Raw genomic sequence first — 26,073 nt, forward strand, 5'->3', positions numbered from 1 at the left:
ATTCAGGGACCCCGAAGTGTAGTTCAAGTTGCCTGGCCCGGAAACCGGAACCCGCTATGAGCCACCCTGCGATCAAAGCGGTCTTGTCGTACCTGTTGCTGGTCCTGTTGTCAGGTGCGGGGCAGGTATCCGCTGCCACTTCAGACTATCTCTGGCTGGAGGACCGGGATGACCAGCTGAGCGCCAGGGAGGTCATGGCCCTGGAACCCGATCAGTGGCGGGCTTTCGACCCCAACCAGGTGCTCAATCTCGGCTTCAGCGACGGTGCCTTCTGGCTCAAGGTGACTGTACCGCCCCAACCGAAGAACCGGGTGCTGGAAATCCGCTATCCGTTGCTGGACGTGGTCGACATCTTCTGGGTTCGGGACGGCGACATCATCCGGCGCTATGAGAGCGGGGATTCACGGCCGTTTTCAAGCCGCCCCCTGTACCATCGCAATTTCGTGTTCCTGGTGCCGTCGAATACCGACACGGTCACCGCCTTTGTCCGGGTGAAAACCCAGGGGGCGGTCCAGATCCCGATTGAGGTGGTGCCCTCGGCCGACTTCCTGGCCGGCGAGCAGCTGACCTACGGCTGGCAGGCGATGTTCCTTGGCATCATTGTGGCCCTGGCGCTGTATAACCTCTTTCTGTTCCTCATCGTTCGTCAGACCACCTATCTCTGGTATGTCCTGACCGTGGTGTCGTCCGGGCTGGTCCACCTGAACTTTCACGGTTTGTTGTTCCAGTGGTGGTGGCCGGACCTGCCCATTCTGAACCGGTACTTCACGGTTCCCATCATTGGACTGGCCATGATGGCCGCAATCATGTTCAGCATCCAGTTCCTGGCGGTAGCCCGGTACAGTCGATTTTGCTACCACTTCCTGATGGCGCTGATGATCGGATCGGGGCTCAGCGTGGTCTATGGCTTGTTCGGCCCCTACCAGTCCGGCATTGCCCTGGTGGCCGTGCTGGCGGCGATCGCCACGCCGGCGGCCTGGGTGATTGGTATCTACATCTGGTGTCGGGGTCAGAAACTGGCGGGCTTCTACGTGCTGGCCTGGACGCCCTTGCTGCTGGGGCACCTGATTCTCGCGGTCAGCAAACTTGGCTATCTGCCGCGGACCTTCCTGACCGAGTTCGGGCCCCAGATCGGTGTCGCCCTGGAGGTGATTCTGCTGTCGTTTGCCCTCGCCCATCGCATCAACCTGGAACGCCGGCGCCGGCTGAAAGCCCAGGAGCAGGCCCTGGCGATTCAGCGCCAGGCCAACCAGACGCTGGAAGAGCGGGTTTGCGAACGTACGGAGGAACTGGAGCGGGCCAACCAAAGGCTCAGGTCCATCAGTTTCACTGATGGCCTGACCCAGATCCCGAACCGGAGACAGTTCGATGAACGGATTCGCGACGAATGGTCCCGGGCGGGCCGCCACGGGCAGCCCCTCAGCCTGCTGTTGCTGGACATCGACTATTTCAAGTCGGTCAATGATCGTTATGGCCACCTGGTGGGTGACGACTGTCTGATCACAGTGGCCGCTATCTGCGCCCATGAGATCCAGCGTTCCGGGGACTTGTTGGCCCGTTTCGGTGGCGAGGAATTCGCGGTGTTGCTGCCGACTACTCCGGAAGACGGGGCGCTGCAGGTGGCCGAGCGGCTGAGGCAGGCCATTGAGAATGCGACGGTGTATCCGGGCGCCCAGGAAGCTGCGGTGAACCTCAGCGTCAGCGTGGGGGTGGCCACCGTGATTCCCCCGCCGGAGGAAACATACGACGAACTGATCCGGCGAGCGGACGAAGCCCTGTACGAGGCCAAGGGGGCAGGCCGCAACCGGGTGATGGCCTTCCGCGGAGCGCACACGGCGTCCGCGGATGCGCCCTAGTGTGCGTCAGTTCTTCAGTTTGTAGCGGCCCGGCCCGAGGAATATCAGGCCCACGGCGGTAAACAGGAAGAAACCCTGGAGCTCAAGCGCCCAGCCACCGTTTCCACCCAGTGACAGCAGTTGGTGGCTGTGTACCAGGGCAATGGCGACCAGCATGTTGAAGACGATCAACAGGGCCCCGATTCGGGTGTGGTAGCCCAACAGCACCATCAGCGGGGCGATCAGTTCACCAATGAAAACGCCGTAGGCGAAGAAGGCGGGCAGGCCATGGCTGGCCAGTTCACTCTCGATGAAACCGACGCCGTTGAGCAGTTTGGCAATGCCGTGAAACAGCATCAGGCCGCCCAGCGTCAGGCGAATAATCAGTTTCCCCAGATCGGCATTTTCTAGCAAGGCAGGGTTCTCCCAATATCAGTGAATGATCAGCTGGCAAGCATACCCGGTTGGGGCCGACCCTCAAAGGTTGCGGACATCCGGGTACAGGGGAATGAGCCGTTTCAGCAGCCGGTTCTGGGCGCCGGTGCCGACGCCGTTTTCCTCCATGGCCAGGATCAGGTTTTCCGTCAGGGCGTTAAACTGGGTATCGGTAATCGCCATGTCGGCGTGCACCTCGCGCATCCCGCGACCGCTGTAGGTGCAGGGACCTCCACTGAGCTGGCACAGCTGGTCCGTCAGGTTGCGATGGAAGCTGGCCACGTCCAACCCCTTGAACTGCTGATTGATGCGCTCGTCGTCGACGATCAGAAACAGCAGATCCTCGACAATCTGAGCGATCCCGGCGCGTTTACCCAACTTCTGGTACAGCGATGCCTCGGGCGTTTCTGGAGCCGACTGGCAGCCCGCCAGGGTCAGGCCGGCGGTAACGACGAGACCAAGGATGGCCGCTTTGGAAATCAGGCGGGTCATGTCAGAAACTCCCCTGCAGTGACAGGTACAGGCCCTGTTGATCTTCCAGTGTTGCCACGTCGCCGAGGCTGACCACGGCTGCGGTCACCGCCAGGCGACGGTCCGGAACCCAGGCGACAAACAGGTCCCACCAGTCATCTTCCCCGGCAAACCCAAGGTTGTCCGGCTTCTGCCGGTATTCGGCCCCAACCAGCCAGCGCCGGTTGAGGAACAGGCCAGCGCTGGCTTCCGCCATCACTTCGTAGCTGTTGTTGCGGTCGCCACCAAAGCCCAGCAGTCCGCCCTGATTGGCCCGGGTCGCCCGCGCGGTGGCATTCACCAGGAGGTTGCGGTCAAACAGCGCGGCAAAGAACACCTTGCTGCCACTGAAATAGACATCGGTGCCGCTGTCATCCCTGGCACCGATGGCTGCGGGCACCGTGAAGTCCCGTTGCCGCTTGTACTGGATTCCGGCTGACCACTGTCCCCAGGGACTGTAGAGAACATCCCCGGCAAGCCGGATCTTGGCGCCGAAAATGTCCTGGTTCAGTTCGTCCTGTTCCAGGCCAAAACCGTTGCTGAGGGTGAACACCAGCGCGTCCAGATCCAGACTTTGCCGGGCCACGGTCAGTTCCACCCGATTATTCCAGTTAATGCCGGCGCCGATGACGGCAAGCGTATAGTCGTCCGTTTCCGCGCGGCTCAGGGCCAGTGTTCCGCCCCACTCTTCGTCGCTGGCGTAGCTGCCGAGCAGAGCCCAAGGCACAAGCCCGCCGCCGGCGCTGCCTTCAATGGTGGTTACGCCACCCGTTGCCCAGATCCGGCTGCCGATGTCAGCGAACGCACTCTGGGCGGTCAGCAACAGCAGTGCCGCCAGCAGCACCGGGACGTCTTTCATTGAGAATACTCCGTGGTGCGTTGGGTCAGTTCCTGATGCCGCGCAGCCAGAGCCTTCGCGGTTTCTGCCAGTTCGGCGCCGGCCACGGGACGGCTCAGGTAGAACCCCTGGGCCAGGTCGCAGCCCCATTGCTGCAGTAACTGCCAGGCTTGCAGGGATTCGATGCCTTCCGCCACCACTTTCAGGCCCAGACCGTGGGCCATGTCGATCGTGGACTTCACGATCAGTTGGTCCTGGGGCTCGGTGTCCAGTTTCAGGACGAACGACTTGTCGATCTTCAATTCCTGAACCGGTAGCTTGCGGAGCTGGGACAGGGAGGAATACCCGGTTCCAAAATCATCCACCGACAGCGTCACTCCCAGCGCCTTGAGCCGGTCCAGAGTCGCCAGTGCTTCGGCGGGATCCTCCATCAGGGCACTTTCGGTGACTTCCAGGGTGATGCGTTTGAGGTCGGGGTGCCAGTCGGCGAAATTTTCGGCCACGTGGTCGGTCAGGGCGGGCCAGGTCAGGTCCTTCGCTGAAAGGTTGATGGCGACACCGGCTTCGATGCCCTGCTCCATCCAGGCCCTGGTATCGGCGGCAACGCGTTCCAGGATATGGGCTGTGAGATCATGGATCTGTCCCGACTGCTCGGCCAGGAAAATGAACTCCTCGGGGGAAACGAAGCCGAGTTCCGGGTGAATCCAGCGAACGAGGGCCTCCACCTGCACCAACCGCCCGGATCGGGTATCCAGCTTCGGTTGATAGTTCATGTGCAGGCCGTTGGTCGTGATTGCCGTATGCAGATCTGAAATGATCTGAAGTTCGCGCAGGTGACTTTCATCCTGGCCTGGCTGGTAGCGGGTGACCGGTTCCGGGTGTTCCTGGGCCTGCTCGAAGATCAGGTTCAGCCGGCGGCGCAGTTCGTTGGTGTTGCCCGCGTCCGCAGGCAGCTCCATGGTGACCATGACGGCGTGGATGGAGAATGGCGTAGTGTTGATCTGGAGCGGCGACTCGATAACGCCATGGAGTCGGCGGGTCAGCGAGTCAACGTGCTCGGGGCTCCGGGGTGGCACCAGGGCAAGGAACTCGCCGCCGCCGGTTCGGGCAATAATGCGTGCATCGGGCAGTTCCGTCTGCAAGCGCTCGGCAATGCCGGTCAGTACCTTGTCTCCGAACTCCAGGCCCAGGGTGTCATTGACGTCGGACAGGTCATCCAGCCGAACCCCGATCAGGGTACAGGCGCCCTGCTCGTCGAACAGTTCCCGGACCGACTGCATCAGCGCGTTCCGGTTCCCCAGGCCGGTGACATCATCATGGGTTGCCGCGTAGCGGATCTGGGCTTCTCGCTCGCGCAGACCCACGAGCATATCGCCAAGGGCGTTCCTGAGCCGTTTCAGCTCGCCCCCGGTCCGGAATTCGGGAGGAGTCGGGTTCTCGCCATCACCCACGGCCCGGGCGTAGTCGGCAAGCTGCAGCAAGGGTTTGCCCAGGTAGCGGGCAATGATCAGGGCCAGCAGGATGGCGAAGACAAGGATAGCGCTGACCAGCAGGGCGATTTCCTTCGCCCGGGCGTAGTAGTTTTGCAGGCTGGCTTCGCGACTGATCATCAGGACGATCTCGATCTCCGACGCGGAAGTGCCACCGAGGTTGATCGTACGACTGAAATATCGGGCGGGATCCAGAAGGCTTCTGGCCTGGGGTGCCGGGGTCAGTTCCTGTTCCATGGGCATCTCGCGGCTACCCGTCGCCGCCAGCACCTGGAAGGCCTCGTCGGCATTTGTCCGAGCCCTGAAAATGACCTCGGTTCCGCTCAGACGGGCAATCAGGTCAGCCAGCGGCTGGTCAAGAGCAAAACCGGCAACGAGCGTGGCCCGGAGTCCCGGGCCTTCGACCGGAACGTTGAGAACTTCATAGCCCTGGCCGCCGATGTGAATGAAGGTTCGGGCACTGCCGGGGGGCGACCCCGGCTGGTTCAGAGGGCTCCAGACGTCCGGAACCTGGTGGTTCAGGGTGGAAGCCAGAAGGTCGCCTGCGCTGCTGACCAGCAGTGCGAAATCCGCCCGGGCCCGCCGGCTGTGGTTCTCCAGAGCGCTGTCGATGGTCGCCGGATCGCCGCTGGCCACTGCCGAGCGGAAGCCAAAATCCTGCACGACCACCGACAGCCGGGACAGGTTCAGATCTGTTCGCCGTTCCAGAATCTCCCGGGCCATCCGTTCACCGATCGTGAGCTGTTCCCCGGCGCGACTTTTTTCGTCCTCAAACAGATACACCATCAACAGTGCACCAATCACGAGACTGACGAGCACTACCAGGGCAATCATCGCGGCAATCAGCCGACCCCGGAACCCCATGCGCTCAGCAAGTCTCATCAGAGTTCCCGAAACCGTTGCTGCAGGAGGTTAATGGCGTCATCCGTTTCTGGCTTCGGAGCCAGATTAATGGTCAGGGTTTGTGCGACAAGGTTGTCCAGTTTCCGCTCCACCGGCCGGGTATTGTCGGGCAGGCGCTGATGCCAGATATTCACCGTGAGCGGGCCGGTTTCGGCACTCGTTGCCAGTGTGATCCTGCCCTCGGCGTCGGTTCTCCCGATGGCGTTGGTGTCGGTGACGATGATGAAGGCCCGCATCCGATCATGGATGTTGCAGCCCAGCTCCACAACGCCCGGCTTGTCGAACAGGATCGGCGCTTCCGGCTTGCCGGCGTAGAGCTCAATGTTGAAGGTCTTCGCGGGTGAAAATGAATAGACGTGATGCTGGGTGTTGTCGCGGTTTGGAAACTCGACCAGGGATCCGACCGGAACGATCAACACGGTCGGGTGGAATGCGCGGTCCTTCTGGTAAATCTCTGCTGTCACCGGCGTGAGCGTATCAATGCGGTCCAGATAGACGACAGCATCGGGAACAGGCTCGTTACTGCCACTGTCTGTCACTGTGACAGTGAGCTCTGATGCCAGAACTGGTGTGGACCAAGTCAGGAGTACCAGCACAACGACAAGCAGTTTCTTTATCAAACTTCTGAACCTTTCAGGCCAAACCGGACCCCAGAGAAAATCGAATGTGGTTCCTTACCAGCAGGTTTTCCCAGTAGTGCCGCATCCAGTCCCAGGCGGCATTGTTGACCTGATCAACAAACGGATCCAGGTTCAGTTCATAGTAGTCAGGCGTACCCGCAATCTGCAGCACGGTCACGGTAATGGAATCGTCCAGCTCATTGGCAAACGGCTCGCCAATAAGCTGGTGAGCCAACAGGTTAGCACGGGTAGCTTCCAGATCCACCAATTCACTGGCCCGGATTGAACGGTTGTTCTCATACATTTCTTCCATCAGGCGATGGCAGAGGTAGGCGCGGATCAGCAAGCCGTCGAGGCCATCGTATTTCACGAGCAGTGCTGAGGGCTGGGTGAAGTATCGGGTGGCAGACTCTACGAAGGGTTCGAACAGCTCGGCTTTACCCGCTTCCCGGGCGCAGGCTTCCACGCATTCGATCAGGCGTGGCGCCATTTCAATGTACTCAACGGCAAACTGGAACAGGCAGGTCGCAGGCTGGTAGCCTTCAATCATTACAGACGCGGGCAGACCGGCGGCTTTCTCACGGAGCTGCTGGAGAAAGGTACCTGAACGGGCTTCCTTGCGCCGTGCCTGATCGATGATTTCGAGAACTACCTGTGGTGTCATTTCAGGAGAAGCCGATGTCTGAACGAATTGAGGTCGCAAGGCGCCTCCCGTTGTCCGAAACGAGTAACAGGGCAGGAAAGCAGGGGTTGAAGGACCGCAACAGGCCTGCCATTTCTGACAAGTGTAGTCGACATTTTGCGCCTTGCCGGTTCCCCGACCCGAAATTCAGAAGGCGAAATGTTACAGCTTGAACAGGGTCTCAATGTCCGTTGAACCAGAGCCCATTTCGGGTGTGTGACCAGCACAGCCAGCCCATGCTGAGAGCCCGTGCCAGCATAAGGCAGATCAGGGAGAACCAGAGGCCGTGATTGCCCCAGGCAGTCGTCAGCCACCACACCGGAAGAAAGACCCCCAGCGCCGAAAACAGCATGGTGTTCTGCATGTCTCGGGTGCGGGTGGCGCCGATAAAGATACCGTCCAGCAGGAACCCCCAGACCGCGGCAAATGGCAGTAACCACAGCCAGGGCAGGTATTGCCAAGCGGTGATGCGTACCGCTTCGATGCCGGTCAGCAGTGCAATCAGGCCACGCCCCCCGACGACGAAGACGATGGTCAGCAAAAGGGCTCCCCAGAGCGACCAGCGCAGCGCACTTTGGAAAACCACCCGGAACCGTCGCCGGCTGCCCTTGCCGATGGCTTCGCCGACCAAGGCTTCAGCGGCGTTGGCAAATCCGTCGAGCGCATTGGAGATGATCAGCAGAAAGGTAATCAGCACCGCGTTGGCGGCGAGAATGGTATCGCCCTGTCGGGCGCCCTGAGCGGTGAAAAAGGCGAGCACCAGCAGCAGCGCCACCGTGCGGACCATGATGTAGCGGTTAACCCGCAGGATTTTCAGGTAGTCCGCCAGCTCCCCGAACAGGGCGCGGGTGAGTGTCTGACCCTCGGGCATCCGGGACAGCACGATCGCAAAACCAATGGCGGCGGCACCGTACTCGGCAATGACCGTGGCGATGGCTACGCCCCGGCTGTTCCAGCCCAGTCCGGTGACAAACAGAACGTCGAGGGCGATGTTCAGGCCGTTGGCCACGATCAGCATGATCATCGGGCCGCGCGGAAACTGGGTGCCGATCAGCCAGCCCACCAGTGTGTACTGGCAGAGAACGGCCGGGGCGCTCCAGATCCGGATGGCGGCGTATTCCGCGGCCAGGCCAGTCACGTCCGGGCTGGGGTTCATGAGGGTCAGCCCCAGCGAGATCAGAGGCTGGTGCAGCAGGATCAGCAGCAGGCCAATACCGACGGCCAGCAGGACGGAGCGCAGCAGCAGGGCAATCTGGCCAAAGCTGTCGCGTTTGCCCCAGGCCTGGGCGGCGAGGCCGGTGGTGCCCATGCGCATGAACCCGAACGTCCAGTAGAGGATGCTGAACAGATTGGCGCCGACGGCCACCGCACCCAGGTATTCCGGGCTCTCCAGATGGCCAAGGACTGCGGTGTCCACTAGACCAAGCAACGGCACCGTCAGGTTGGTCAGCATCAATGGCCACGCCAGCGCCCAGAGTCGCCGGTCTGTGGCCGGCAGGGAAGGTTTCATATTCGCTTTGATTCTTAAGATCCTGTGGTTAGCAGTTTTGGATTTAACCGATTTTTTAGCCTTTTCCCGATCTGTGTCTATACTCGACTGTGAGGTATCCATAAGCAGGCTTCCACTCTGATTTTTCAGGTGTATGCGAGCGCCGGAAAGATCAGTGGGATAACGCAAATCCGACAAGAATAACACTCTGTGGAGACACAGTATGCGCGTGCACGCTCAGCGGGCAGGTGCCCTTTTAGGCGGTCTGATGTTCCCCGCCTGGTCCATGGCGGACTGGACTCTGAACATGACCCCGGGGGTTACCGGCACCAGTAACGAGATATTCAGCCTTCATATGATCATTCTCTGGATCTGCGTCGCCATTGGCGTCGTGGTTTTTGGAGTTATGTTCTGGTCCATCTTTGCCCATCGAAAATCCCAGGGTCACAAGCCTGCGAATTTTCATGAGAACACCCTGGTAGAGATTCTCTGGACCATCATTCCGTTTGTCATCCTTGTGGTAATGGCCATTCCGGCCACCGCGACCCTGGTCGACATGTACGACACCACCGAGTCTGACGTGGACATCAAGGTGACGGGCTACCAGTGGAAATGGCAGTACGAGTACATCAACGAGGATTTCGGCTACTTCTCCAACCTGTCGACGCCCCGGGAACAGATCAACAACCGCCAGGCCAAGGGTGAGAACTACCTGCTGGAGGTGGATAACCCGCTGATCATTCCCGTGGGTAAAAAGGTGCGGTTTCTGCTGACCGCCAACGACGTGATTCATTCCTGGTGGGTCCCGGACTTCGGCGTGAAAAAGGATGCCATTCCCGGCTTTATCAACGAGACCTGGACCCGGGTCGACAAACCCGGCACCTACCGCGGCCAGTGTACTGAACTGTGCGGCAAGGACCACGGCTTCATGCCGGTGGTGGTGAAGGCGGTGCCGGAAGAGGAATACAACACCTGGGTGGCCGAGCAGAAAGTTGCGGCCCAGAAAGAGCGCGAGCTGACCCAGAAAGACTGGACCATGGCCGAACTCATGGAGCGCGGCGAGAAGGCCTATCAAACGGCCTGTGCGGCATGTCACCAGGCCGACGGAAGCGGCGCGCCCCCGGCGTTCCCGGCGCTCAAGGGGAGTCCGATTGCCACCGAGGACATGGCTGCCCACATCGATATTGTGGTGAACGGCAAGTCCGGGACGGCCATGCAGGCCTTCGGTGGCCAGCTCAGTGAAGTGGACCTGGCCGCGGTGATTACCTACGAGCGTAATGCCTGGGGTAACAACACCGGCGAAATGGTCACTCCGAAAGAAATTTTTGATTACAAGAACCAGCAGTAATCAACGCCAGATAACAGATATCACCAGCCACAATAAATGGCGGTAACGGGGGTTTTCATGAGTGCGGTTGCAGATACCCACGCCCAGGATCATCATCACGGCCCGGCAAAAGGTTTCAGCCGCTGGCTGTTGACCACGAACCACAAGGATATCGGGACCATGTACCTGATATTCAGTTTCGCCATGTTCCTGCTGGGCGGAACCATGGCCATGGTCATCCGGGCAGAACTTTTCCAGCCCGGGCTGCAAATCGTGCAGCCGGAATTCTTCAACCAGATGACCACGATGCACGGCCTGATCATGGTCTTCGGTGCGGTGATGCCGGCCTTTGTCGGTCTGGCAAACTGGATGATTCCGCTGATGATCGGCGCGCCGGACATGGCACTTCCACGGATGAATAACTGGAGCTTCTGGCTGCTGCCCTGTGCCTTCCTGATTCTGGTGTCCACCCTCTTCATGGAAGGTGGTGCACCCAACTTCGGCTGGACCTTCTACGCGCCCCTCTCGACGACCTACGGGCCGCCCAGTACCACCTTCTTTATCTTTGCCGTCCACATCATGGGGATTTCCTCGATCATGGGCGCGATCAACGTGATTGCCACCATCCTCAACCTGCGGGCACCGGGCATGACCCTGATGAAAATGCCGCTGTTCGTCTGGACCTGGCTGATCACCGCGTTCCTGCTGATCGCGGTCATGCCGGTTCTGGCCGGGGTGGTGACCATGATGCTGATGGACATCAACTTCGGCACCAGCTTCTTTGATGCCTCCGGCGGTGGTGACCCGGTGCTGTTCCAGCATGTGTTCTGGTTCTTCGGGCATCCCGAGGTCTACATCATGATCCTGCCGGCCTTCGGGGCGGTCTCCCACATCATTCCGGCGTTCTCCCGCAAGCCCCTGTTCGGTTATGCCTCCATGGTTTATGCCGTGGGTGCGATTGCGTTGCTGTCTTTCGTGGTCTGGGCGCACCACATGTTCACCGTGGGTATTCCCATCGCCGGTCAGCTGTTCTTCATGTACGCCACCATGCTGATTGCGGTGCCAACCGGGGTAAAAGTGTTTAACTGGGTCGCCACCATGTTCCGCGGCGCGCTCAGCTTTGAAGCGCCCATGCTGTTTGCGGTGGCCTTTGTCATCCTGTTCACCATCGGTGGCTTCTCCGGGCTGATGCTCGCTATTGCGCCGGCGGACTTCCAGTACCACGACACCTACTTCGTGGTGGCCCACTTCCATTACGTTCTGGTACCGGGAGCCATCTTCGGCATCTTCGCCTCCGCCTACTTCTGGCTGCCCAAGTGGACCGGCCACATGTACGACGAAACCCTGGCCAAGACCCATTTCTGGCTGTCGTTCATCGGCATGAACCTGGCGTTCTTCCCGATGCACTTCCTGGGCCTGGCGGGTATGCCGCGCCGGATTCCGGACTACGCGCTGCAGTTCGCCGACTTCAATATGGTCTCCAGCGTCGGGGCATTCATGTTCGGGGCGACCCAGCTGTTGTTCCTGTTCATCGTGGTGAAGTGTATCCGTGGCGGAAAGGAAGCAGCGGCCAAGCCCTGGGATGGTGCGGAGGGTCTGGAATGGACGGTGGCATCGCCGGCGCCCTACCACACCTTTGTCACGCCACCGGAAGTGAAATAAGCGGGGCCGCGGGTGGACGATCGGACATCGGCATTGGCACGACCCGCGCGCAGCAATGCGCGGGTCATCACCTGGTGCATGGCGGGCGTGATAGGTATGTTCGCGTTCGGCTTTGCCCTGGTGCCCCTGTACGACGTGTTCTGCGAGCTGACGGGTATCAATGGCAAGACCGGCGGCCGGTACGAGGCAACCGTGGGCGCCGACGCCGATGTGACCCGCACCGTGCAGGTCCAGTTTCTGGCCCAGAACGGGCCGGGCATGCCCTGGACGTTCCGGCCGGTGACCCGCAGCATCGAGGTTCATCCAGGAGAGCCGGTGACGGTGAATTTCTTCGCCCAAAACCCCACAGCAGTGGCAATGGTCGGTCAGGCGGTTCCCAGTCTCTCACCCTCGGAAGGCACGCTGTACTTTCACAAGACCGAGTGCTTCTGTTTCAACCAGCAGCCCCTGGCGGCCGGGGAAAGCACGGAAATGCCTCTGGTATTTATCGTGGACCGGGATCTGCCTGCGCACATAACCAAGCTGACCCTGTCCTATACCCTGTATGACCAGAGTAAACAGGCAAAGGTGTCGGGGACTGTTCGAGCAATCACAACAACAAACGAAAACGGCTAAGCCATCGGAGAGTGTCATGGCGGATAACCAGACCTATTACGTTCCTGAACAGAGCAAATGGCCCATTATTGCCACCGTCGGGCTTGGGTTAACCCTGTACGGGGTAGCCTCCATCATGGTCAACGGCAACCAGGGCGAAAGCACGACAGGCTCCTGGGTGATGTTCATGATCGGTGCGCTGATCATGGCGTACATGCTGTTCGGCTGGTTTGGCAATGTGATCCGGGAAAGCCGGGCGGGGCTCTACAGCCCCCAGATGGATCGCTCCTTCCGGTGGGGCATGAGCTGGTTTATCTTTTCTGAGGTGATGTTCTTTGCTGCCTTCTTCGGCGCTCTGTTCTACGCGCGCGTTTTTGCTGTGCCCTGGCTCGGTGGCGAGGGTGATCGCGGCAGTTCCAACATGCTCTGGGAAGGGTTTCAGGCCACCTGGCCTTTGATCAACAACCCGGATCCGGAAGCCTATCCCGGACCCAAGGAGGTGATCAGCGCCTGGGGTCTGCCCCTGATGAATACGATTCTGTTGGTGACGTCCTCGTTCACCGTGACGGTTGCTCACCACGCCCTGAAAGCGGGCCATCGGGCCAAAACCAAACTCTGGCTCGGCCTGACCATCGCCCTTGCCCTGGTGTTCCTGTTCGTTCAGGGCTACGAGTACATGCATGCCTACCAGGATCTGGACCTGACACTGAAGTCCGGCATCTACGGCAGTACCTTTTTCATGCTGACGGGCTTTCACGGAGCCCACGTGATGCTGGGGTCACTGATGCTGATCATCATGCTGGCTCGCATCAGCAAGGGACACTTCACGGCAGACAACCACTTCGGTTTTGAAGCAGCCGCCTGGTACTGGCACTTTGTGGATGTGGTCTGGTTGGGCCTGTTCGTGTTCGTTTACATCCTCTGAGTATGCCGGTCAGGGCGTCGGATTCAGTGTCAGGGCGCCCTGCCACAGCGCAACCAGAATTACCGCCAGGAGCAGTACACTGAGCGTGACCCGGACCGCCAGGGAGTTCACCACCCGATTGGTTTTTCCGCCATCCTTGATGAGAAAGAACAGGCCGCTGAACAGACTGACAATCACGGCCAGCATCAACACAACGATTACGGCTTTAAGCATGGAATTTCCCGGATTCATAGGCATTGTTGGTCGGCGGGCTGGCGAGTTCCACACAACCCAGAGGTCACTATAGCAGAGCATGTCTGATGCACAGGGCAATCGCCGTCACTGGCAGTTCGATTGGCGGCTGTTGCTGTTCGCCGGTGTTTTTTTGCCACTGCTCATTGGACTGGGGTTCTGGCAACTGGACCGGGCAGGTCAGAAGCAGCAGATGCTCGACCAATGGCAGCAGGACGCGCTGGATCTGGAATGGCCGGAACTGGTTCGCCAGGGCCTGGATGCAGGGCGGCCGGTTGCCCTTTCCGGGACCTACGATGAGCGCAGCTGGTTACTGGACAATCGAACCCGGGACGGCGCCCCGGGCTACGAAGTGCTAACAGTGTTTTACCCGCTCGAAGGCCCGCCGGTCCTGGTGAACCGGGGCTGGCTCCAGGCTCCACGAACCCGGGAGGAATTGCCGGAGGTTGGTACGCCGGAGGGGAAGGTTGAGCTGGCGGGACGTCTCAGCGATTACCCGGAACCGCCGGTCCTCACGGACCAGACCGGCCCTGAGCAGGGATGGCCCCGGCGCGTGCAGAGCCTGCCGAGGGCGGTTGCCGCCCGGGACGTGCCGGCGTTGCCGCGGGCCATCGTGAGGTTGGACGGCAATGACCAGCCGGGCGCCTTTCGCGCGGACTGGGCACCGGATCTGATGGGACCACAGACCCATTACGGATACGCCACTCAATGGTTTGCGCTGGCGGTTGTACTGAGTATATTGACGGTAGTAGCGAGTTACCGAAAGACAGGAGCCAATAATGACAACGACAATGGCTAACCGGATACCCGACCAGAACGACGGACCCTCACCAGAGCAGGTCCGGCGCGGACGCCGCACCGCTCTGTTGCTGTTCGCCATCGGTTTTGGACCGATGGTCTTTGCCACCATCATGTTCTACACCGGCTGGCTGAATCCGGCTGGCCATACCAACAATGGCACTCTCATCCAGCCGGTGGTGCCGGTCGAGACACTCAATCTGGAAACCGCGGCAGGCAAGCCCCTGACGGAACGGTTCGGGCCGGACCAGGTCGAGCCCCAATGGATGCTGATGGTGGTGTCTGGCGAGTGCGGTAGCGAGTGTGAAGAGCTGCTGTACCTGGCCCGGCAGGTCAACATTGCCCTGGGCAAGAACGCCAATCGGGTGTCCCGTGCCGCCGCTCTGGGCAGCGTGCCGGCGGAGCTGGCATCCCGCTGGCAGACGGAATACAGCCTGATGGAGCGGCTGATCCCCGCGCCGGGAACCACTCCGGCCTGGCCTGCGGGTATCGACCCCGAGGCTGAACCGCGAATTCTGCTGGTGGATCCGTTCGGCAACCTGATGATGCATTACGGGGCCGGCAACACTGGCAAAGAGCTGCTTGAGGACCTCAAGCACCTGCTCAAGATTTCCCAGATCGGATGAGCAATGGCTTGGAGGATCCGGCCTTGAACCAGCAGTTTTCAATCCCGTCCACCCACGCCCGCCGCATGGGGACCTGGGCGCTGATCGCCGCTCTTCTGGCGGTGGTGGTGATCATGTTGGGCGCCTGGACGCGGCTCGTCCATGCCGGTCTTGGCTGCCCGGACTGGCCTGGCTGCTACGGCTTCCTGACGGTGCCCCAGAGTGAATCCAGTATTGCGATTGCCAATGCCCGTTTTCCGGAGACCCCGGTGGATGTGGAGAAAGGCTGGCCCGAGATGATCCATCGATACGCCGCGGGCACCCTGGGCCTTGTCGTCTTCGGGCTGGCGGCCTACGCCGTCCGCCATCGAAAAACCGGTGTCCCGGTCAAATTGCCGCTGTTCATTGCCGGGTTCATTATCCTGCAGGGAGCCTTCGGCATGTGGACGGTCACCCTGAAGCTCTGGCCCCAGGTCGTTGCCCTGCACCTGCTCGGTGGCTTCACCACTTTGACCCTGCTGACCTTGCTGGCACTCCGGCTAAGAGCGCGGAGCCCGTACCGCAACCCTCCGGTGTCCGGGCAAACCTCCCCGGCCTTCAGTCCGTGGCTGTACGCCGGCCTGTTCCTGATTGTGGTGCAGATTGCCCTGGGTGCCTGGACCGCGGCCAACTACGCGGCGGTAGCCTGTACCGACCTGCCCACCTGCCAGGGCCAGTGGTGGCCGGCTGATATGGACTTCCAACACGGTTTCGATGTTACCCAGCACGTGGGCCCGAACTACCTTGGAGGCCAGCTCACCAACGATGGCCGGGTGGCGATTCATGTCACCCACCGGCTTGGCGCGATGGTGGTACTCGGCTACTTCGCCGTTCTGCTGGCACTGATGTGGCGCAGGCGCCAAACGTCGGGCCTCTCTGGTGCCATCGGTCTAGTGGCCGTGGCCCTCGCGGCCCAGATCGGACTGGGCCTGGCCAATGTCTTCTTCAATATTCCTCTGAGTATCGCGGTGGCCCATAACGCCATGGGTGCGGGCCTGCTGCTGACCGTGGTCCACCTGATCTGGCGGAACCACAAACTTGTTCAGGCGCACACCGCGGACGCGACACACCCAACAACAATTAACCGGGAGGTTACGGCATGAGTGAGCGAGTGGAAGCACTGCCGGCCCAGACAACGGCCCACGAATCCAGCACACCCATTTCCTGGCGGGATTACCTGGAGCTGACCAAGCCCCGGGTGGTCGCACTGATGATCCTGACCTCCGTGATCGGCATGTTGCTGGCGGCGCCGGGGGTGCCGGGCTGGGAGGTTCTGCTGTATGGCAACCTCGGTATCGCCCTGCTGGCAGGTGCTGCCGCGGTGGTCAACCACGTCGTTGACCAGAAGATCGACACCGTCATGGCGCGGACCCGCAAACGCCCGGTCGCCACCGGCAAGATTTCCCCGGTCGACGCCATTCTGTTCGCCACGCTTCTGGCGACGATCGGTATGGCGGTACTGATGTGGCAGGTGAACGAACTGACCGCCTGGCTGACCCTGGCGTCCCTGGTGGGCTATGCGGGCGTCTACACCCTGTTCCTGAAGCGCGCGACGCCGCAGAACATCACCATCGGCGGTCTCGCCGGTGCCATGCCGCCACTGCTGGGCTGGACCGCGGTAACGGGCCAGGTGGAGGGCCACGCGCTGTTGCTGGTGCTGATCATCTTCGCCTGGACGCCTCCCCATTTCTGGGCCCTGGCCATCCATCGCAAGGAAGAGTATGCCAAGGCCGGTATTCCCATGTTGCCGGTCACCCATGGCAACAAGTACACCGAGCTGCATATCCTGCTGTACACCTTCATGTTACTGGCGGTCAGCCTGCTGCCCTTTGTGACCGGCATGTCCGGCGGTATCTACCTGGTGGGTGCCCTGGCCCTTGGCCTGCGTTTCCTGCACTATGCGGTTCGATTGCTGAAAGGCGATGACCGCCGGGTTGCGCTGACCACCTTCAAGTACTCCATTACCTACCTGATGGCGCTGTTCGTGGTCTTGCTGGTGGATCATTTTGTATTCTTCTGACTCAGAACGGTGTTTTACTGGAACCTAGATGAACAGCTCGATTCGCCTGACCCTGTTTTTGTTACTGCTGCTGGTGATTCTGATCTTCGGACTGGTGATCGGGCGCCAGGTTTACCTGGTCGGAGACCAGCAGCCGGAACCGGCACCTGAACTGGTCGAGCTGAATACCTATGTCTATGACCAGCCCCGGGAACTGGTGGAGTTCACCCTGACCAACGAGAAGGGTGAAACCGTGACCCGGGAAAGCCTGAAGGGCCGTTGGACGTTTGCGTTCGTTGGTTACACCAACTGCCCGGATATCTGTCCTGCGGCCATGGCAAACCTCCGGCGCACCGAGCAACTGCTTTCGAGCGAATTACCACAACCGGATTACCTGCTGGTCAGCGCCGATCCGGAGCACGACACCCCGGAAAAGCTCAAGGCCTACACCGACTTCTTCGGCGACGACTTCCACGGGCTGACCGGTGACCTGGAGACCCTGCGGGCGCTCGCCAAGAGCCTGAATGCGGTGTTTGTCCATCGTCAGGTGGACGGTGAACTGCTGGTGGACCACAGTGGCCATTTCGCGCTGCTGAACCCGGATGGCAGGCTGGCCGCGGTCATCCAGCCGCCCCATGATCCCGAAGCACTCGCGGAAGCGTTCGAACGGATCTATGAGTGGGCCCGGGACAACCGGCTAAAAGCCAGCTCCTGAAGCGCCTGAGCGGGCTCTTCGGCCAAGGTCAAACTGACAGGCCTGCGGTTCTGACCTAGACTTTCCGGCTGTTAATCCACGAGCCGAGCCCATGCCTTCCAATCTCCAAAGCTGTACCACTCCTCGCCAACTGTTCTCCGTGCTCGCGGCCGGCGCCATCGTGCTGATGGTCGTCCACGGCCTGGGGCGATTCATCTTCACACCGTTGCTGCCTCATCTGGTTGAGGATGGCCTGTTTGGCGCCGGGGAAGGCGCTGCCGTCGCCACGTGGAATTACCTCGGCTACCTGGTGGGGGCGCTGATGGCCATCCGGTGGTACCGCATCGACCAGATCCGAATCCTGTTACCGGTGGCGCTGGCGGTCCATGTACTTACCACCCTGCTGGTCACCCAGATCGATAACCTGACCGTGATCTCCGCCGGCCGCTGGCTCAATGGTGTCGCTAACGGCATGGTGTTTGTTCACGCCCCGGCATTGATTCTGGAATGGCTGGTGCTTCGCAATCGAGCCGCCATGAGCGGATTGGTGTACATCGGCGTCGGTCTTGGCCTGCTGGTATCCAGTGGTCTGGTTTCCGGCACGGCCGATCTGCTGGCGGGTGCCCAGCGCTGGTGGCCGGCGGCATTGCTCTCGATCCCGCTGGCCTGGTGGGGTGGCGCAAGGCTGATGAGACTGGAGGTTCCGGTGCGACCGCAAAACCTGTCCGGTCACACGCCCGACACCACGGCGTTGCTGGACCGTGCCAGTATTCCCCTGTTCATGTCCTACGCCGGCGCGGGGTTGGGTTATATTCTGCCGATGACCTTCCTGCCCCTGCTGGCGACACTGGAACTCCCCGGCGACCACTGGATGCTCGATGGCACCTGGCTGATTGTGGCCTTGTGTACCATCCCCGCTCCCTGGATCTGGAACAAACTGGGCGCGAAAATCGGCGATCTTCCTGCATTAAAGCTGAATTTCATGATTCAGCTACTGGGTGTCCTGGCCGCGGTGCTCTGGCCCGGGGCGGTCGGCCTTGTGCTGTGCGCTGCCCTGGTGGGCAGTACCTTTCTGGGCACGGTGCTGCTGACCCAGCGCATTGGCCGGGCGCTTCATCCCCATCAGGGCCCCAGATTGTCCGCTGCCATGGTGGCGCTCTATGGCTTCACCCAAATGGTCGGGCCCTGGTTGACCAAGCAGTGGCTGGACATGGGGGGCACCCTGGGATCGGCGTTTGGTATCGGGGTGGCGGCTCTGGCATTCGGACTGGTGTTTGTCTTTTTTGTGCCTCGGGCTGAGGAGTGGCATGCCCGCTCTTTCTAGGAGTGCTGGTTTTGGGGGATTGATCGCGGTGCGCCCGTGGTAACCTGTCACGACAACCGGAATTCGACAATCAAAGCCAGACTGACGTGCTTCCAATAGACCAGATCCTCCCCGAGCTGAAACAAACCCTGGAACAAACCGCCACTGCGCTGCTGCAGGCGCCGCCGGGCGCCGGTAAGACCACGCGGGTGCCGTTGGCGCTGCTCGATGCGCCCTGGCGGGACGATCGGAAGATCCTGATGCTTGAACCGAGGCGGCTGGCGGCCCGGTCGGCGGCCCGGTTTATGGCCAGCCAGCTGAGCGAGAAGCCGGGGCAGACGGTGGGCTATCGGACACGGCTGGACACCAGGGTATCCGGGGCCACCCGGGTTGAGGTGGTGACCGAGGGCATTCTCACTCGGCTGATTCAGGCTGATCCGATGCTGCAGGATTACGCTGCCGTGCTGTTTGATGAGTTCCACGAACGCTCCCTGCAGGCGGATCTCGGCCTGGCACTGGTGCGGGAGTCCCAGCAGGTGTTGCGCGAGGATCTGCGGCTGCTGGTGATGTCGGCGACGCTGGATACCGCCCCCATTGCGCGGGTGTTGGGGGATGTGCCCGTGATCAGCAGCGAGGGCCGGGCCTTCCCCGTGGAGGTTCTGTATCGGCCGGCACCGTCCCAGGTCCGACCCACCCGCACCGTGGATCGGGTCGTTGCGGTCGTTCAGGAGGCGTTGGCGGAGCAATCCGGTTCGGTCCTGGTGTTCCTGCCGGGCGCTGGTGAAATCCGACGGGTCGAACAGCAATTGCGGGGGCGGGTTGCCGACGATGTGGTGTTGGCGCCGTTGTATGGCAACCTCAAGTCCGAGGAGCAGGACCGGGCGATCTCGCCCGCGCCGGAGGGCGAGCGTAAGGTGGTACTGGCCACGGCGATTGCCGAAACCAGTCTGACAATCGAGGGCGTCCGGGTGGTGATCGACAGCGGCCAGCAGCGGCGGGCGGTGTTTGATCCCAATAGCGGGATGACAAGACTGATGACGGGGCGGGTTTCCAAGGCCTCGGCGGAGCAGCGCAAGGGCCGGGCCGGGCGGATCGAGCCCGGGGTGTGTTACCGGCTTTGGAGTGAGTCCGAGCAATTCGGGCTGGCAGACTTTACCCCGCCGGAGATTCGGGAAGCGGACCTGGCACCCCTGGTGCTCGAACTGGCGCAATGGGGTGCCCGAACGCCGGACCAGGTGGCCTGGATCGATCCGCCACCGCAGGCCCACTGGCATCAGGCCGTCACGCTGCTGCAATGGCTGGATATGCTGGATGCCGACGGTGCCATCACTGGGCATGGCAAGGCGGCCCGGGAGCTGGGCGTGCATCCGCGTCTGGCGCACATGGTCCTGCGGGGCCGTGAGCTGGGACTGCCCGTGCTTGCGGCGGATCTGGCGGCGCTGCTCAGTGAGCGAGACCTGCTGGGACCGGGGGCAGGTGCCGATATGCACGAACGCGTCCGGGTGTTGCAGGGCGAAGGAGGCCACCGAAACCTGGACCCGTCGCGCCTGAAGTCCATCCGGCAGGCCGCAAAAAGACTCGTGAGCGGATCGTATGAACCGGGTCCGGTGCCGACCGAGTTCGAGGTCGGCCGGCTGTTGGCCCAGGCCTACCCGGACCGGGTCGGCCGGCGCCGGTCGGGTCACGCCCCCCGGTATCAGCTCAGCAACGGCAAGGGCGCGACCTTGCGCGAGGACGATGCCCTTGCCCGCCACGACTGGCTGGTGGCCGCGGACCTGGACGGGAAAACCCGGGAGTCGATGATTTATCTGGCGGCGCCGGTCGAGGTTCGGGATCTGGAGCAGGATCTGGCAAGCCACATAGACGAGCGCGCAGAGGCGATGTGGGATGACCGGCGGGGCACGGTGATCGCTCGCCGGGTCCGCAGGCTCGGGGAGCTGGTGCTGGAGGAAACGGCCCTGCCCCAACCGGCTCCGGAGTTGATTCAGCAGGGCTTGCTGAATGCCGTCCGGCACAAGGGGCTGGACAGTCTGCCCTGGAGCGGGGCGGCCCGGCAGTGGCAGGCACGCGTTCGGCTGCTTGCCCAGACTTTTCCGGGGGAGTGGCCGGACGTCAGCGACGATACCTTGCTGGCCTGCCTCGATACCTGGCTGGCACCCTTCCTCGCGGGCATGCAGAGGTGGGCAGATCTGCAGCGCCTGGACCTGATTCCGGCGCTCCAGAGCCTCCTCGACTACCGGGAACAACAACGGCTGGACGAGCTGGCACCGACATCGCTGACCATACCCACCGGTCAGACGGTGTCGCTGGACTACACTGCCGACAATGGCCCTGTTCTGGCGGCGAAACTTCAGGCGATGTTTGGCTGGAATGAAACCCCGAGACTGGCCGGTGCCCGCATACCGGTGGTGATTCACCTGCTTTCCCCGGCCCAGCGGCCGCTTGCCGTCACGGCCGATCTGGCCAGCTTCTGGCGCAATGCCTACCCGGAAGTGCGCAAGGATATGCGCGGACGGTACCCGAAGCATCCCTGGCCGGAGGATCCCCTTACCGCTGAAGCTCAACAGGGCACAAAGAAACGCCCAGCTCGCTGATCCGGCCCGTGATCAGCTGCTCCGGAACCGGCTCGAAATAGACGTTGCGAGGCGTTATCCACTTGCCCTCCGGGGCATTCAGCTCCGTGGCCGGCAGTTCCTCCAGGTGCACCGACTCCCGGGTGTCCTGGCTGTCGCGGAAGGTGTCGGCCAGCACCCAGAACGGGACGTTGTGGGCGTATGCCGCCAGTGCCAGAAGATGGGTGCCACTCTTGTTGACAAAATGGCCGTCGGTCAGCCAGCTGTCGCAACCGGTCATCACCACATCGGCGTCACTCATGAACAGCGCCATCTGGGCATCGGTGATCAAGGTGACGGGAACTTCCAGTTCATTCAGCGTCGAGGCCAGCCCATGGCCCTCCTGTCCGGGGCTGCTCTGGGTACAGATCACCGAAAACGCGATCTGAGCGTCCACCATTCTCCGAAACAGCCGGATCAGAACGGAGCTGGCGCTGTGGGTCATGATCACCGCACCGTCGTGAATCTGGCCCAGCGCGTTTTCGACAATCCGATCCGTTGTTGCCTCGAACTCCCGCCGTACCGACTCGACCAGATTCCAGGGCTCGTCGCCGTTGCGGTTCAGGGCTCGCTCCACTCGGTCAATGGCGTTTCCAATCACTACCATGCTCGGTCTCGCCTGCCGGAGCTCCGCCAGCAATCCGGCCCGCTCCTCGGCGCCCGGTCGGGCGGTGCGCAGGTAGTCCGCCAGATCCTCCAGGGTTTGCAGTGCCAATCGGGTAGCGCCGGACTGGCAATCGCTTTTGAGTCTGGACAGCACCGGGTTGGTTGGTTGGTCGGCCATGGGCATTCCCCCAGTTCGCGCTGTGTAGGTTCGTGCTGTTACAGAACAGACTAGCAGATGGCCGCTTCGACGGGGGGGTGTGAACATTTCGAAAAATAACTTGCCAGCAAGCGAAGTCCGAATACAATCGCGCAATTCTTAACCTATCCGGTCGTAGTCATGAACCTGGTCTCCTTCAATGTTTTTCGCACCCTCGGCTTACCCAACACAACGGTTCTCAAACCGGACCATTTCCTGCGCCATCGGGAACTTCTGACCGAGGCTGACTGGGTGCTGTTTCCGGAATACTGGCAGCTGAATGCGCTGGTTCACGGCCTCAAGTGCCGGGTTTTCCCGAGCGTTTCCAGCTACCGCATCGGCCACGACAAGGTGGAAATGACCCGCGCTTTCCAGACCGTGGCGCCGGCCCATACGCCCTGGACCCTCATCGAGGCCAACGGACCCCATGAGCGTGACCAGGTCTGGAACACCATGACCCACCCGTTTGTCGCCAAGCTGCCCAAGGCCAGCATGGGCGAGGGTGTCTGGCTGATTGAAACCCGGGCGGATTGGCGGCGTTACTGTGAAGCAACGGACGTGCTTTATGTTCAGGAATACCTGCCGATCGACCGGGATGCCCGAGTCGTGGTGATTGGTGACAGGGTACTGACAGCCTACTGGCGGACGCAGGCCGATCAGGGTTTCTACAACAACCTGGCGCGGGGCGGGCGCGTCGACAGCAGCCCGGTGCCGTCGGTGGTCACGGATCTGGCTCTGAGGCTGGCGCGGGAGCTGGGGGTGGACCATGCCGGGTTCGACATCGCGTTGGTGGAAGGTTATCCCTACGTGCTGGAGTTCAACCGCCTGTTCGGCAACCAGGGCCTTGGCCAGGGCAGCGAACTGCAGGACGCCATTCTCGAGTACCTGCAGCGTCAGGACGAACCTCCCGGGCCAAACGATCCGACGGCCCCGGAACAGGTCTGGTCGACGGCGGTCTGAGCCTGATCGCCTTAAGACCCTGTTTCCCATCGTGAAAACCGGCCACGGCCCGGTGTGCCGGAACCCCGTGCGTATGGGTAGATATGCTCATATCGGAGCCTGAAAAAAAGCCCGATGATCGCGTCAATTCCCGGGGGGCTGCAGCCAGGCTGTAGCGCCCTTTTTTTATGCCTGTTTGCCCTGTGGAGGGAAACATCATCCATGACCGAGTCAGCCAACGCCAATCTCGCGGATTACTACGACGCCGAGACCTTTAGCCGGATCAAAGCCTTTGCCGATACCCGGGAAACCCCGTTTGTGGTGATTGATACCGCCACCATCGATCGTCAGTACAACGAACTGGTGGAAGGATTCCCGTACGCCCAGGTGTATTACGCGGTGAAGGCCAATCCGGCCCCGCAGATTCTGACCATGTTGCGGGACAAGGGCGCGAATTTCGATATCGCCTCGGTGTACGAGCTCGACAAGGTGCTGGCTCTGGGCGTGACCGGCGACCGGGTCAGCTACGGCAACACCATCAAGAAGGCGAAGGATATCCGCACCTTCTACGAGAAGGGCGTGCGCCTGTTCGCCACCGACTCCGAAGCGGACCTGCGCAACATTGCCAAGGCCGCGCCAGGCTCAAAGGTGTACGTCCGGATCCTCACCGAAGGCACGCTGACGGCTGACTGGCCGCTGTCGCGCAAGTTTGGCTGCCAGACTGATATGGCCATGGATCTGCTGATCCTGGCCCGCGACCTGGGCCTGGTGCCCTACGGTGTGTCGTTCCACGTCGGTTCCCAGCAGCGTGAGATCGGCGCCTGGGATGCTGCGCTGAGCAAGGTGAAGGTCATTTTCGAACGCCTGAAGCAAGAAGACGGCATTGAGCTGAAGATGATCAATATGGGCGGCGGTTTCCCGGCCAACTACATCACCCGTACCAACGAGCTGAAGGTGTACGCCGAGGAAATTTCGCGCTTCCTGCACGAGGATTTTGGCGCCGATCTGCCGGAGATCATCATTGAACCGGGCCGCTCGCTGATCTCCAATGCTGGTGTGCTGGTGAGCGAGGTGGTACTGATTTCCCGCAAGTCGCGGACAGCGCTGCACCGTTGGGTGTTCACGGATGTTGGCAAGTTTTCCGGGCTGATCGAGACCCTGGACGAAGCCATCAAGTTTCCGATCTGGACCGATAAGGTGGGCGAAGGCGAGGACTGTGTTATTGCGGGGCCGACCTGCGACAGTGCGGACATCATGTACGAGCATCACAAGTACCCGCTGCCGCTGAATCTGGCGATCGGGGACCGGATGTACTGGCTGTCCACCGGCGCTTATACCACCACCTACAGTGCGGTGGAGTTCAACGGGTTTCCTCCGTTGAGGGACTATTACATCTGAAACCAGAGGCGGCCGCGTGGCGGGGACTCATTTCCATTGGAAATGGAACTCGCTGCGCTCAGACATCCATTTCTGGCGGGAAATGAGCCCCCCACGGCTTGCTGGCTTGGGTGGGGCGTCCCTTTGAAAGGGTCAGCTTTCGGGTTGGCCCTTTTTTCGTTCCAGGTCGAGGGTGAAGGCCAGGGGTAGCACCAGCAGGGCGTAGGCGATCATCACCATCAGGGCGTGCCGGGCGTCGCCGGTCCAGTCGGCCAGGACGCCGCCGAGCATGGGCACGGTGAAGGCAACGGTGTAGCCCACCAGGAAGGTGCCGGCGGACAGTCGGCCGGTTTCAGCGGGGGAGACGACCAGGGGCGGTATGGCCACGAGCAGGATCAGCAGCATGCCGGCGACCAGGCTCATGAGGGTGGCGCTTACGATCGACCACCAGCCGCTGGATAGGACGGCAACGATCGCGCCGAGAATGGCGACGCTGGCCAGGGTGGCGATGACTCCGGGGCGGCCGACCCAGTAGCGGGCCATTTTCAGCATGGTCAGGGAGGCGAAAACCTGGGCCAGGTTGTACCAGAACAGGGCATCCGGGAGTCGTTCGAACTGGCCCTGGTACTGCAGCAGGTTGCCCATGTAGGCGTTAAGGCCGAAGAACAGGGAGCCGGACAGTCCGAGCAACAGGCCGACTCGGAGGGTCAGGGGATTGTTCCAGTCCGGCAGCCAGGCCACGTCGCGCACGGGCCGAGCCCGGTCCCGCTTGGGCAGGAACAGCGCCCCGGCCACCAGCAATGCCGGCAGGGACCAGGCCAGCAGCGTTGCGCGCCAGCTGTTGTCCAGCAACGGCATGAGCACCGGCAGGGTGATGCCGGCGCCAATGAACTCGCCCATGAGCATGCCGTTCATGTAGATCGCCGTACCCAGCGCCAGGTGATGTGGCTCCAGCCACCGGGGCAGCAAGGCCGGCAGGGCCGGTTGCATCATGGACACGCCAAGCCCCATCACGGCACTGGCCACCATCAGGGTCAGGGTATCGGGGACCAGGCCGCGGCCGGCGGAGCCGATCACCATGATGACCAGGGCCAGGGCCAGGGTATTGCGTGGCCCGAGGCGGGCTATCGACAGGGAGCCGGGCATGGAGCCCACGGCGAGCATCAGGATCGGTAAGGTCGTCAGGGCCCCGGTCAGGGCCTGGGACAGGGCCAGTTCATCGCTGATGAAGGGCGCCAGGGGTGGCGCCACCAGGATCGGAATCCGGAGATACACACCGGCCAGCCAAAGCAAGACCGCCACCGGCAGCAGTCGGGCTGGCGGTGGCGGTGCGGGTGCGGCTCCGGTTTCAGCCACGGGCGAGG

24 protein-coding genes are annotated in these 26,073 nt (G+C 61.6%); 14 read left to right on the forward strand and 10 right to left on the reverse strand.

The features are described from left to right. Positions 1 to 56 precede the first annotated feature (56 nt). Positions 57 to 1,856: a sensor domain-containing diguanylate cyclase gene (locus K0B93_RS12465; RefSeq protein WP_219867516.1), complete on the forward strand. Its 1,800-nt coding sequence runs from the start codon at positions 57 to 59 to the stop codon at positions 1,854 to 1,856. Between the two features lie 6 nt (positions 1,857 to 1,862). On the opposite strand, the gene K0B93_RS12470 is transcribed toward K0B93_RS12465, so the two are convergent. The 7 genes from K0B93_RS12470 to K0B93_RS12500 form a co-directional block, all read right to left on the reverse strand. Further along, complete coding sequence (locus tag K0B93_RS12470) at positions 1,863 to 2,249, reverse strand: DoxX family protein (protein WP_219867517.1); 387 nt, start codon at positions 2,247 to 2,249, stop codon at positions 1,863 to 1,865. Positions 2,250 to 2,312: 63 nt separating this feature from the next. Continuing rightward, a complete protein-coding gene (locus tag K0B93_RS12475) occupies positions 2,313 to 2,762 on the reverse strand; it encodes a group I truncated hemoglobin (RefSeq protein ID WP_219867518.1) in 450 nt (149 codons plus the stop codon). Position 2,763: 1 nt separating this feature from the next. After that, positions 2,764 to 3,639 carry a DUF3034 family protein gene (locus K0B93_RS12480; protein ID WP_219867519.1) on the reverse strand — a complete coding sequence of 292 codons (876 nt, stop codon included), beginning with the start codon at positions 3,637 to 3,639 and terminating at the stop codon, positions 2,764 to 2,766. Next, entirely contained in the window at positions 3,636 to 5,990 is a 2,355-nt protein-coding gene (locus tag K0B93_RS12485; RefSeq protein ID WP_219867520.1) for a putative bifunctional diguanylate cyclase/phosphodiesterase, read from the reverse strand. Before K0B93_RS12485 ends, K0B93_RS12480 begins: the two co-directional genes overlap by 4 nt. After that, positions 5,990 to 6,631: a methylamine utilization protein gene (locus K0B93_RS12490; protein WP_228743364.1), complete on the reverse strand. Its 642-nt coding sequence runs from the start codon at positions 6,629 to 6,631 to the stop codon at positions 5,990 to 5,992. The genes K0B93_RS12485 and K0B93_RS12490 overlap by 1 nt, the downstream gene beginning before the upstream one ends. A 13-nt stretch (positions 6,632 to 6,644) precedes the next feature. Beyond that, complete coding sequence (locus K0B93_RS12495; RefSeq protein WP_219867521.1) at positions 6,645 to 7,295, reverse strand: hypothetical protein; 651 nt, start codon at positions 7,293 to 7,295, stop codon at positions 6,645 to 6,647. A 199-nt stretch (positions 7,296 to 7,494) separates the two neighbouring features. After that, on the reverse strand, positions 7,495 to 8,823 hold the full coding sequence (locus K0B93_RS12500; protein ID WP_219867522.1) for an MATE family efflux transporter: 1,329 nt from the start codon (positions 8,821 to 8,823) through the stop codon (positions 7,495 to 7,497). 202 nt (positions 8,824 to 9,025) lie between these two features. Between K0B93_RS12500 and coxB the strand changes: the two genes are divergently transcribed. From coxB to K0B93_RS12520, 4 genes are read left to right on the forward strand one after another with little or no spacing between them, the layout of a single operon-like run. Further along, the gene (gene coxB, locus K0B93_RS12505; RefSeq protein ID WP_219867523.1) at positions 9,026 to 10,150 is read left to right on the forward strand and encodes a cytochrome c oxidase subunit II; all 1,125 of its coding nucleotides are present in this window, start codon (positions 9,026 to 9,028) and stop codon (positions 10,148 to 10,150) included. 57 nt (positions 10,151 to 10,207) lie between these two features. After that, a complete protein-coding gene (gene ctaD / locus K0B93_RS12510; protein WP_219867524.1) occupies positions 10,208 to 11,791 on the forward strand; it encodes a cytochrome c oxidase subunit I in 1,584 nt (527 codons plus the stop codon). Positions 11,792 to 11,824: 33 nt separating this feature from the next. Next, positions 11,825 to 12,406: a cytochrome c oxidase assembly protein gene (locus K0B93_RS12515; RefSeq protein WP_219867525.1), complete on the forward strand. Its 582-nt coding sequence runs from the start codon at positions 11,825 to 11,827 to the stop codon at positions 12,404 to 12,406. Between the two features lie 16 nt (positions 12,407 to 12,422). After that, positions 12,423 to 13,310, forward strand: coding sequence for a cytochrome c oxidase subunit 3 (locus tag K0B93_RS12520; RefSeq protein WP_219867526.1), 888 nt, complete (start codon positions 12,423 to 12,425; stop codon positions 13,308 to 13,310). A gap of 9 nt (positions 13,311 to 13,319) precedes the next feature. Here the strand turns inward: K0B93_RS12520 and K0B93_RS12525 are convergent, their stop codons facing one another. Then, on the reverse strand, positions 13,320 to 13,523 hold the full coding sequence (locus K0B93_RS12525) for a twin transmembrane helix small protein (RefSeq protein WP_219867527.1): 204 nt from the start codon (positions 13,521 to 13,523) through the stop codon (positions 13,320 to 13,322). Between the two features lie 79 nt (positions 13,524 to 13,602). Between K0B93_RS12525 and K0B93_RS12530 the strand changes: the two genes are divergently transcribed. The 7 genes from K0B93_RS12530 to hrpB all read left to right on the forward strand — a co-directional run bounded on the left by K0B93_RS12530 (position 13,603) and on the right by hrpB (position 21,573). Then, positions 13,603 to 14,340: an SURF1 family protein gene (locus K0B93_RS12530; protein ID WP_219867528.1), complete on the forward strand. Its 738-nt coding sequence runs from the start codon at positions 13,603 to 13,605 to the stop codon at positions 14,338 to 14,340. After that, a complete protein-coding gene (locus K0B93_RS12535; protein ID WP_228743365.1) occupies positions 14,321 to 14,965 on the forward strand; it encodes a hypothetical protein in 645 nt (214 codons plus the stop codon). Before K0B93_RS12530 ends, K0B93_RS12535 begins: the two co-directional genes overlap by 20 nt. 65 nt (positions 14,966 to 15,030) lie before the next feature. Further along, positions 15,031 to 16,086 (forward strand): COX15/CtaA family protein, encoded by a 1,056-nt coding sequence (locus K0B93_RS12540; protein ID WP_219868117.1) that lies wholly within the window; start codon positions 15,031 to 15,033, stop codon positions 16,084 to 16,086. Next, a complete protein-coding gene (gene cyoE / locus K0B93_RS12545) occupies positions 16,083 to 17,003 on the forward strand; it encodes a heme o synthase (RefSeq protein ID WP_219867529.1) in 921 nt (306 codons plus the stop codon). Before K0B93_RS12540 ends, cyoE begins: the two co-directional genes overlap by 4 nt. 28 nt (positions 17,004 to 17,031) lie before the next feature. Further along, positions 17,032 to 17,697, forward strand: coding sequence for an SCO family protein (locus K0B93_RS12550; protein ID WP_219867530.1), 666 nt, complete (start codon positions 17,032 to 17,034; stop codon positions 17,695 to 17,697). Between the two features lie 91 nt (positions 17,698 to 17,788). Beyond that, on the forward strand, positions 17,789 to 19,000 hold the full coding sequence (locus K0B93_RS12555; protein WP_219867531.1) for a YbfB/YjiJ family MFS transporter: 1,212 nt from the start codon (positions 17,789 to 17,791) through the stop codon (positions 18,998 to 19,000). 86 nt (positions 19,001 to 19,086) lie between these two features. Further along, on the forward strand, positions 19,087 to 21,573 hold the full coding sequence (gene hrpB, locus K0B93_RS12560) for an ATP-dependent helicase HrpB (protein ID WP_219867532.1): 2,487 nt from the start codon (positions 19,087 to 19,089) through the stop codon (positions 21,571 to 21,573). On the opposite strand, the gene K0B93_RS12565 is transcribed toward hrpB, so the two are convergent. Next, positions 21,527 to 22,375: a translation initiation factor eIF-2B gene (locus tag K0B93_RS12565; protein ID WP_219867533.1), complete on the reverse strand. Its 849-nt coding sequence runs from the start codon at positions 22,373 to 22,375 to the stop codon at positions 21,527 to 21,529. The two genes, hrpB and K0B93_RS12565, sit on opposite strands and share 47 nt — an antisense overlap. 159 nt (positions 22,376 to 22,534) lie before the next feature. On the opposite strand from K0B93_RS12565, the gene K0B93_RS12570 reads away from it, so the two are divergent. Together K0B93_RS12570 and K0B93_RS12575 are read left to right on the forward strand one after the other, a co-directional pair. Next, complete coding sequence (locus K0B93_RS12570) at positions 22,535 to 23,353, forward strand: ATP-grasp domain-containing protein (RefSeq protein WP_219867534.1); 819 nt, start codon at positions 22,535 to 22,537, stop codon at positions 23,351 to 23,353. Positions 23,354 to 23,554: 201 nt separating this feature from the next. Continuing rightward, positions 23,555 to 24,730 carry a type III PLP-dependent enzyme gene (locus tag K0B93_RS12575; RefSeq protein WP_219867535.1) on the forward strand — a complete coding sequence of 392 codons (1,176 nt, stop codon included), beginning with the start codon at positions 23,555 to 23,557 and terminating at the stop codon, positions 24,728 to 24,730. Between the two features lie 132 nt (positions 24,731 to 24,862). Here the strand turns inward: K0B93_RS12575 and K0B93_RS12580 are convergent, their stop codons facing one another. After that, on the reverse strand, positions 24,863 to 26,065 hold the full coding sequence (locus tag K0B93_RS12580) for a CynX/NimT family MFS transporter (protein WP_219867536.1): 1,203 nt from the start codon (positions 26,063 to 26,065) through the stop codon (positions 24,863 to 24,865). Positions 26,066 to 26,073: the final 8 nt, after the last annotated feature.

It is taken from the genome of Marinobacter sp. F4218 (genome assembly GCF_019443085.1).
Taxonomy (GTDB): Bacteria; Pseudomonadota; Gammaproteobacteria; order Pseudomonadales; family Oleiphilaceae; genus Marinobacter; species Marinobacter albus.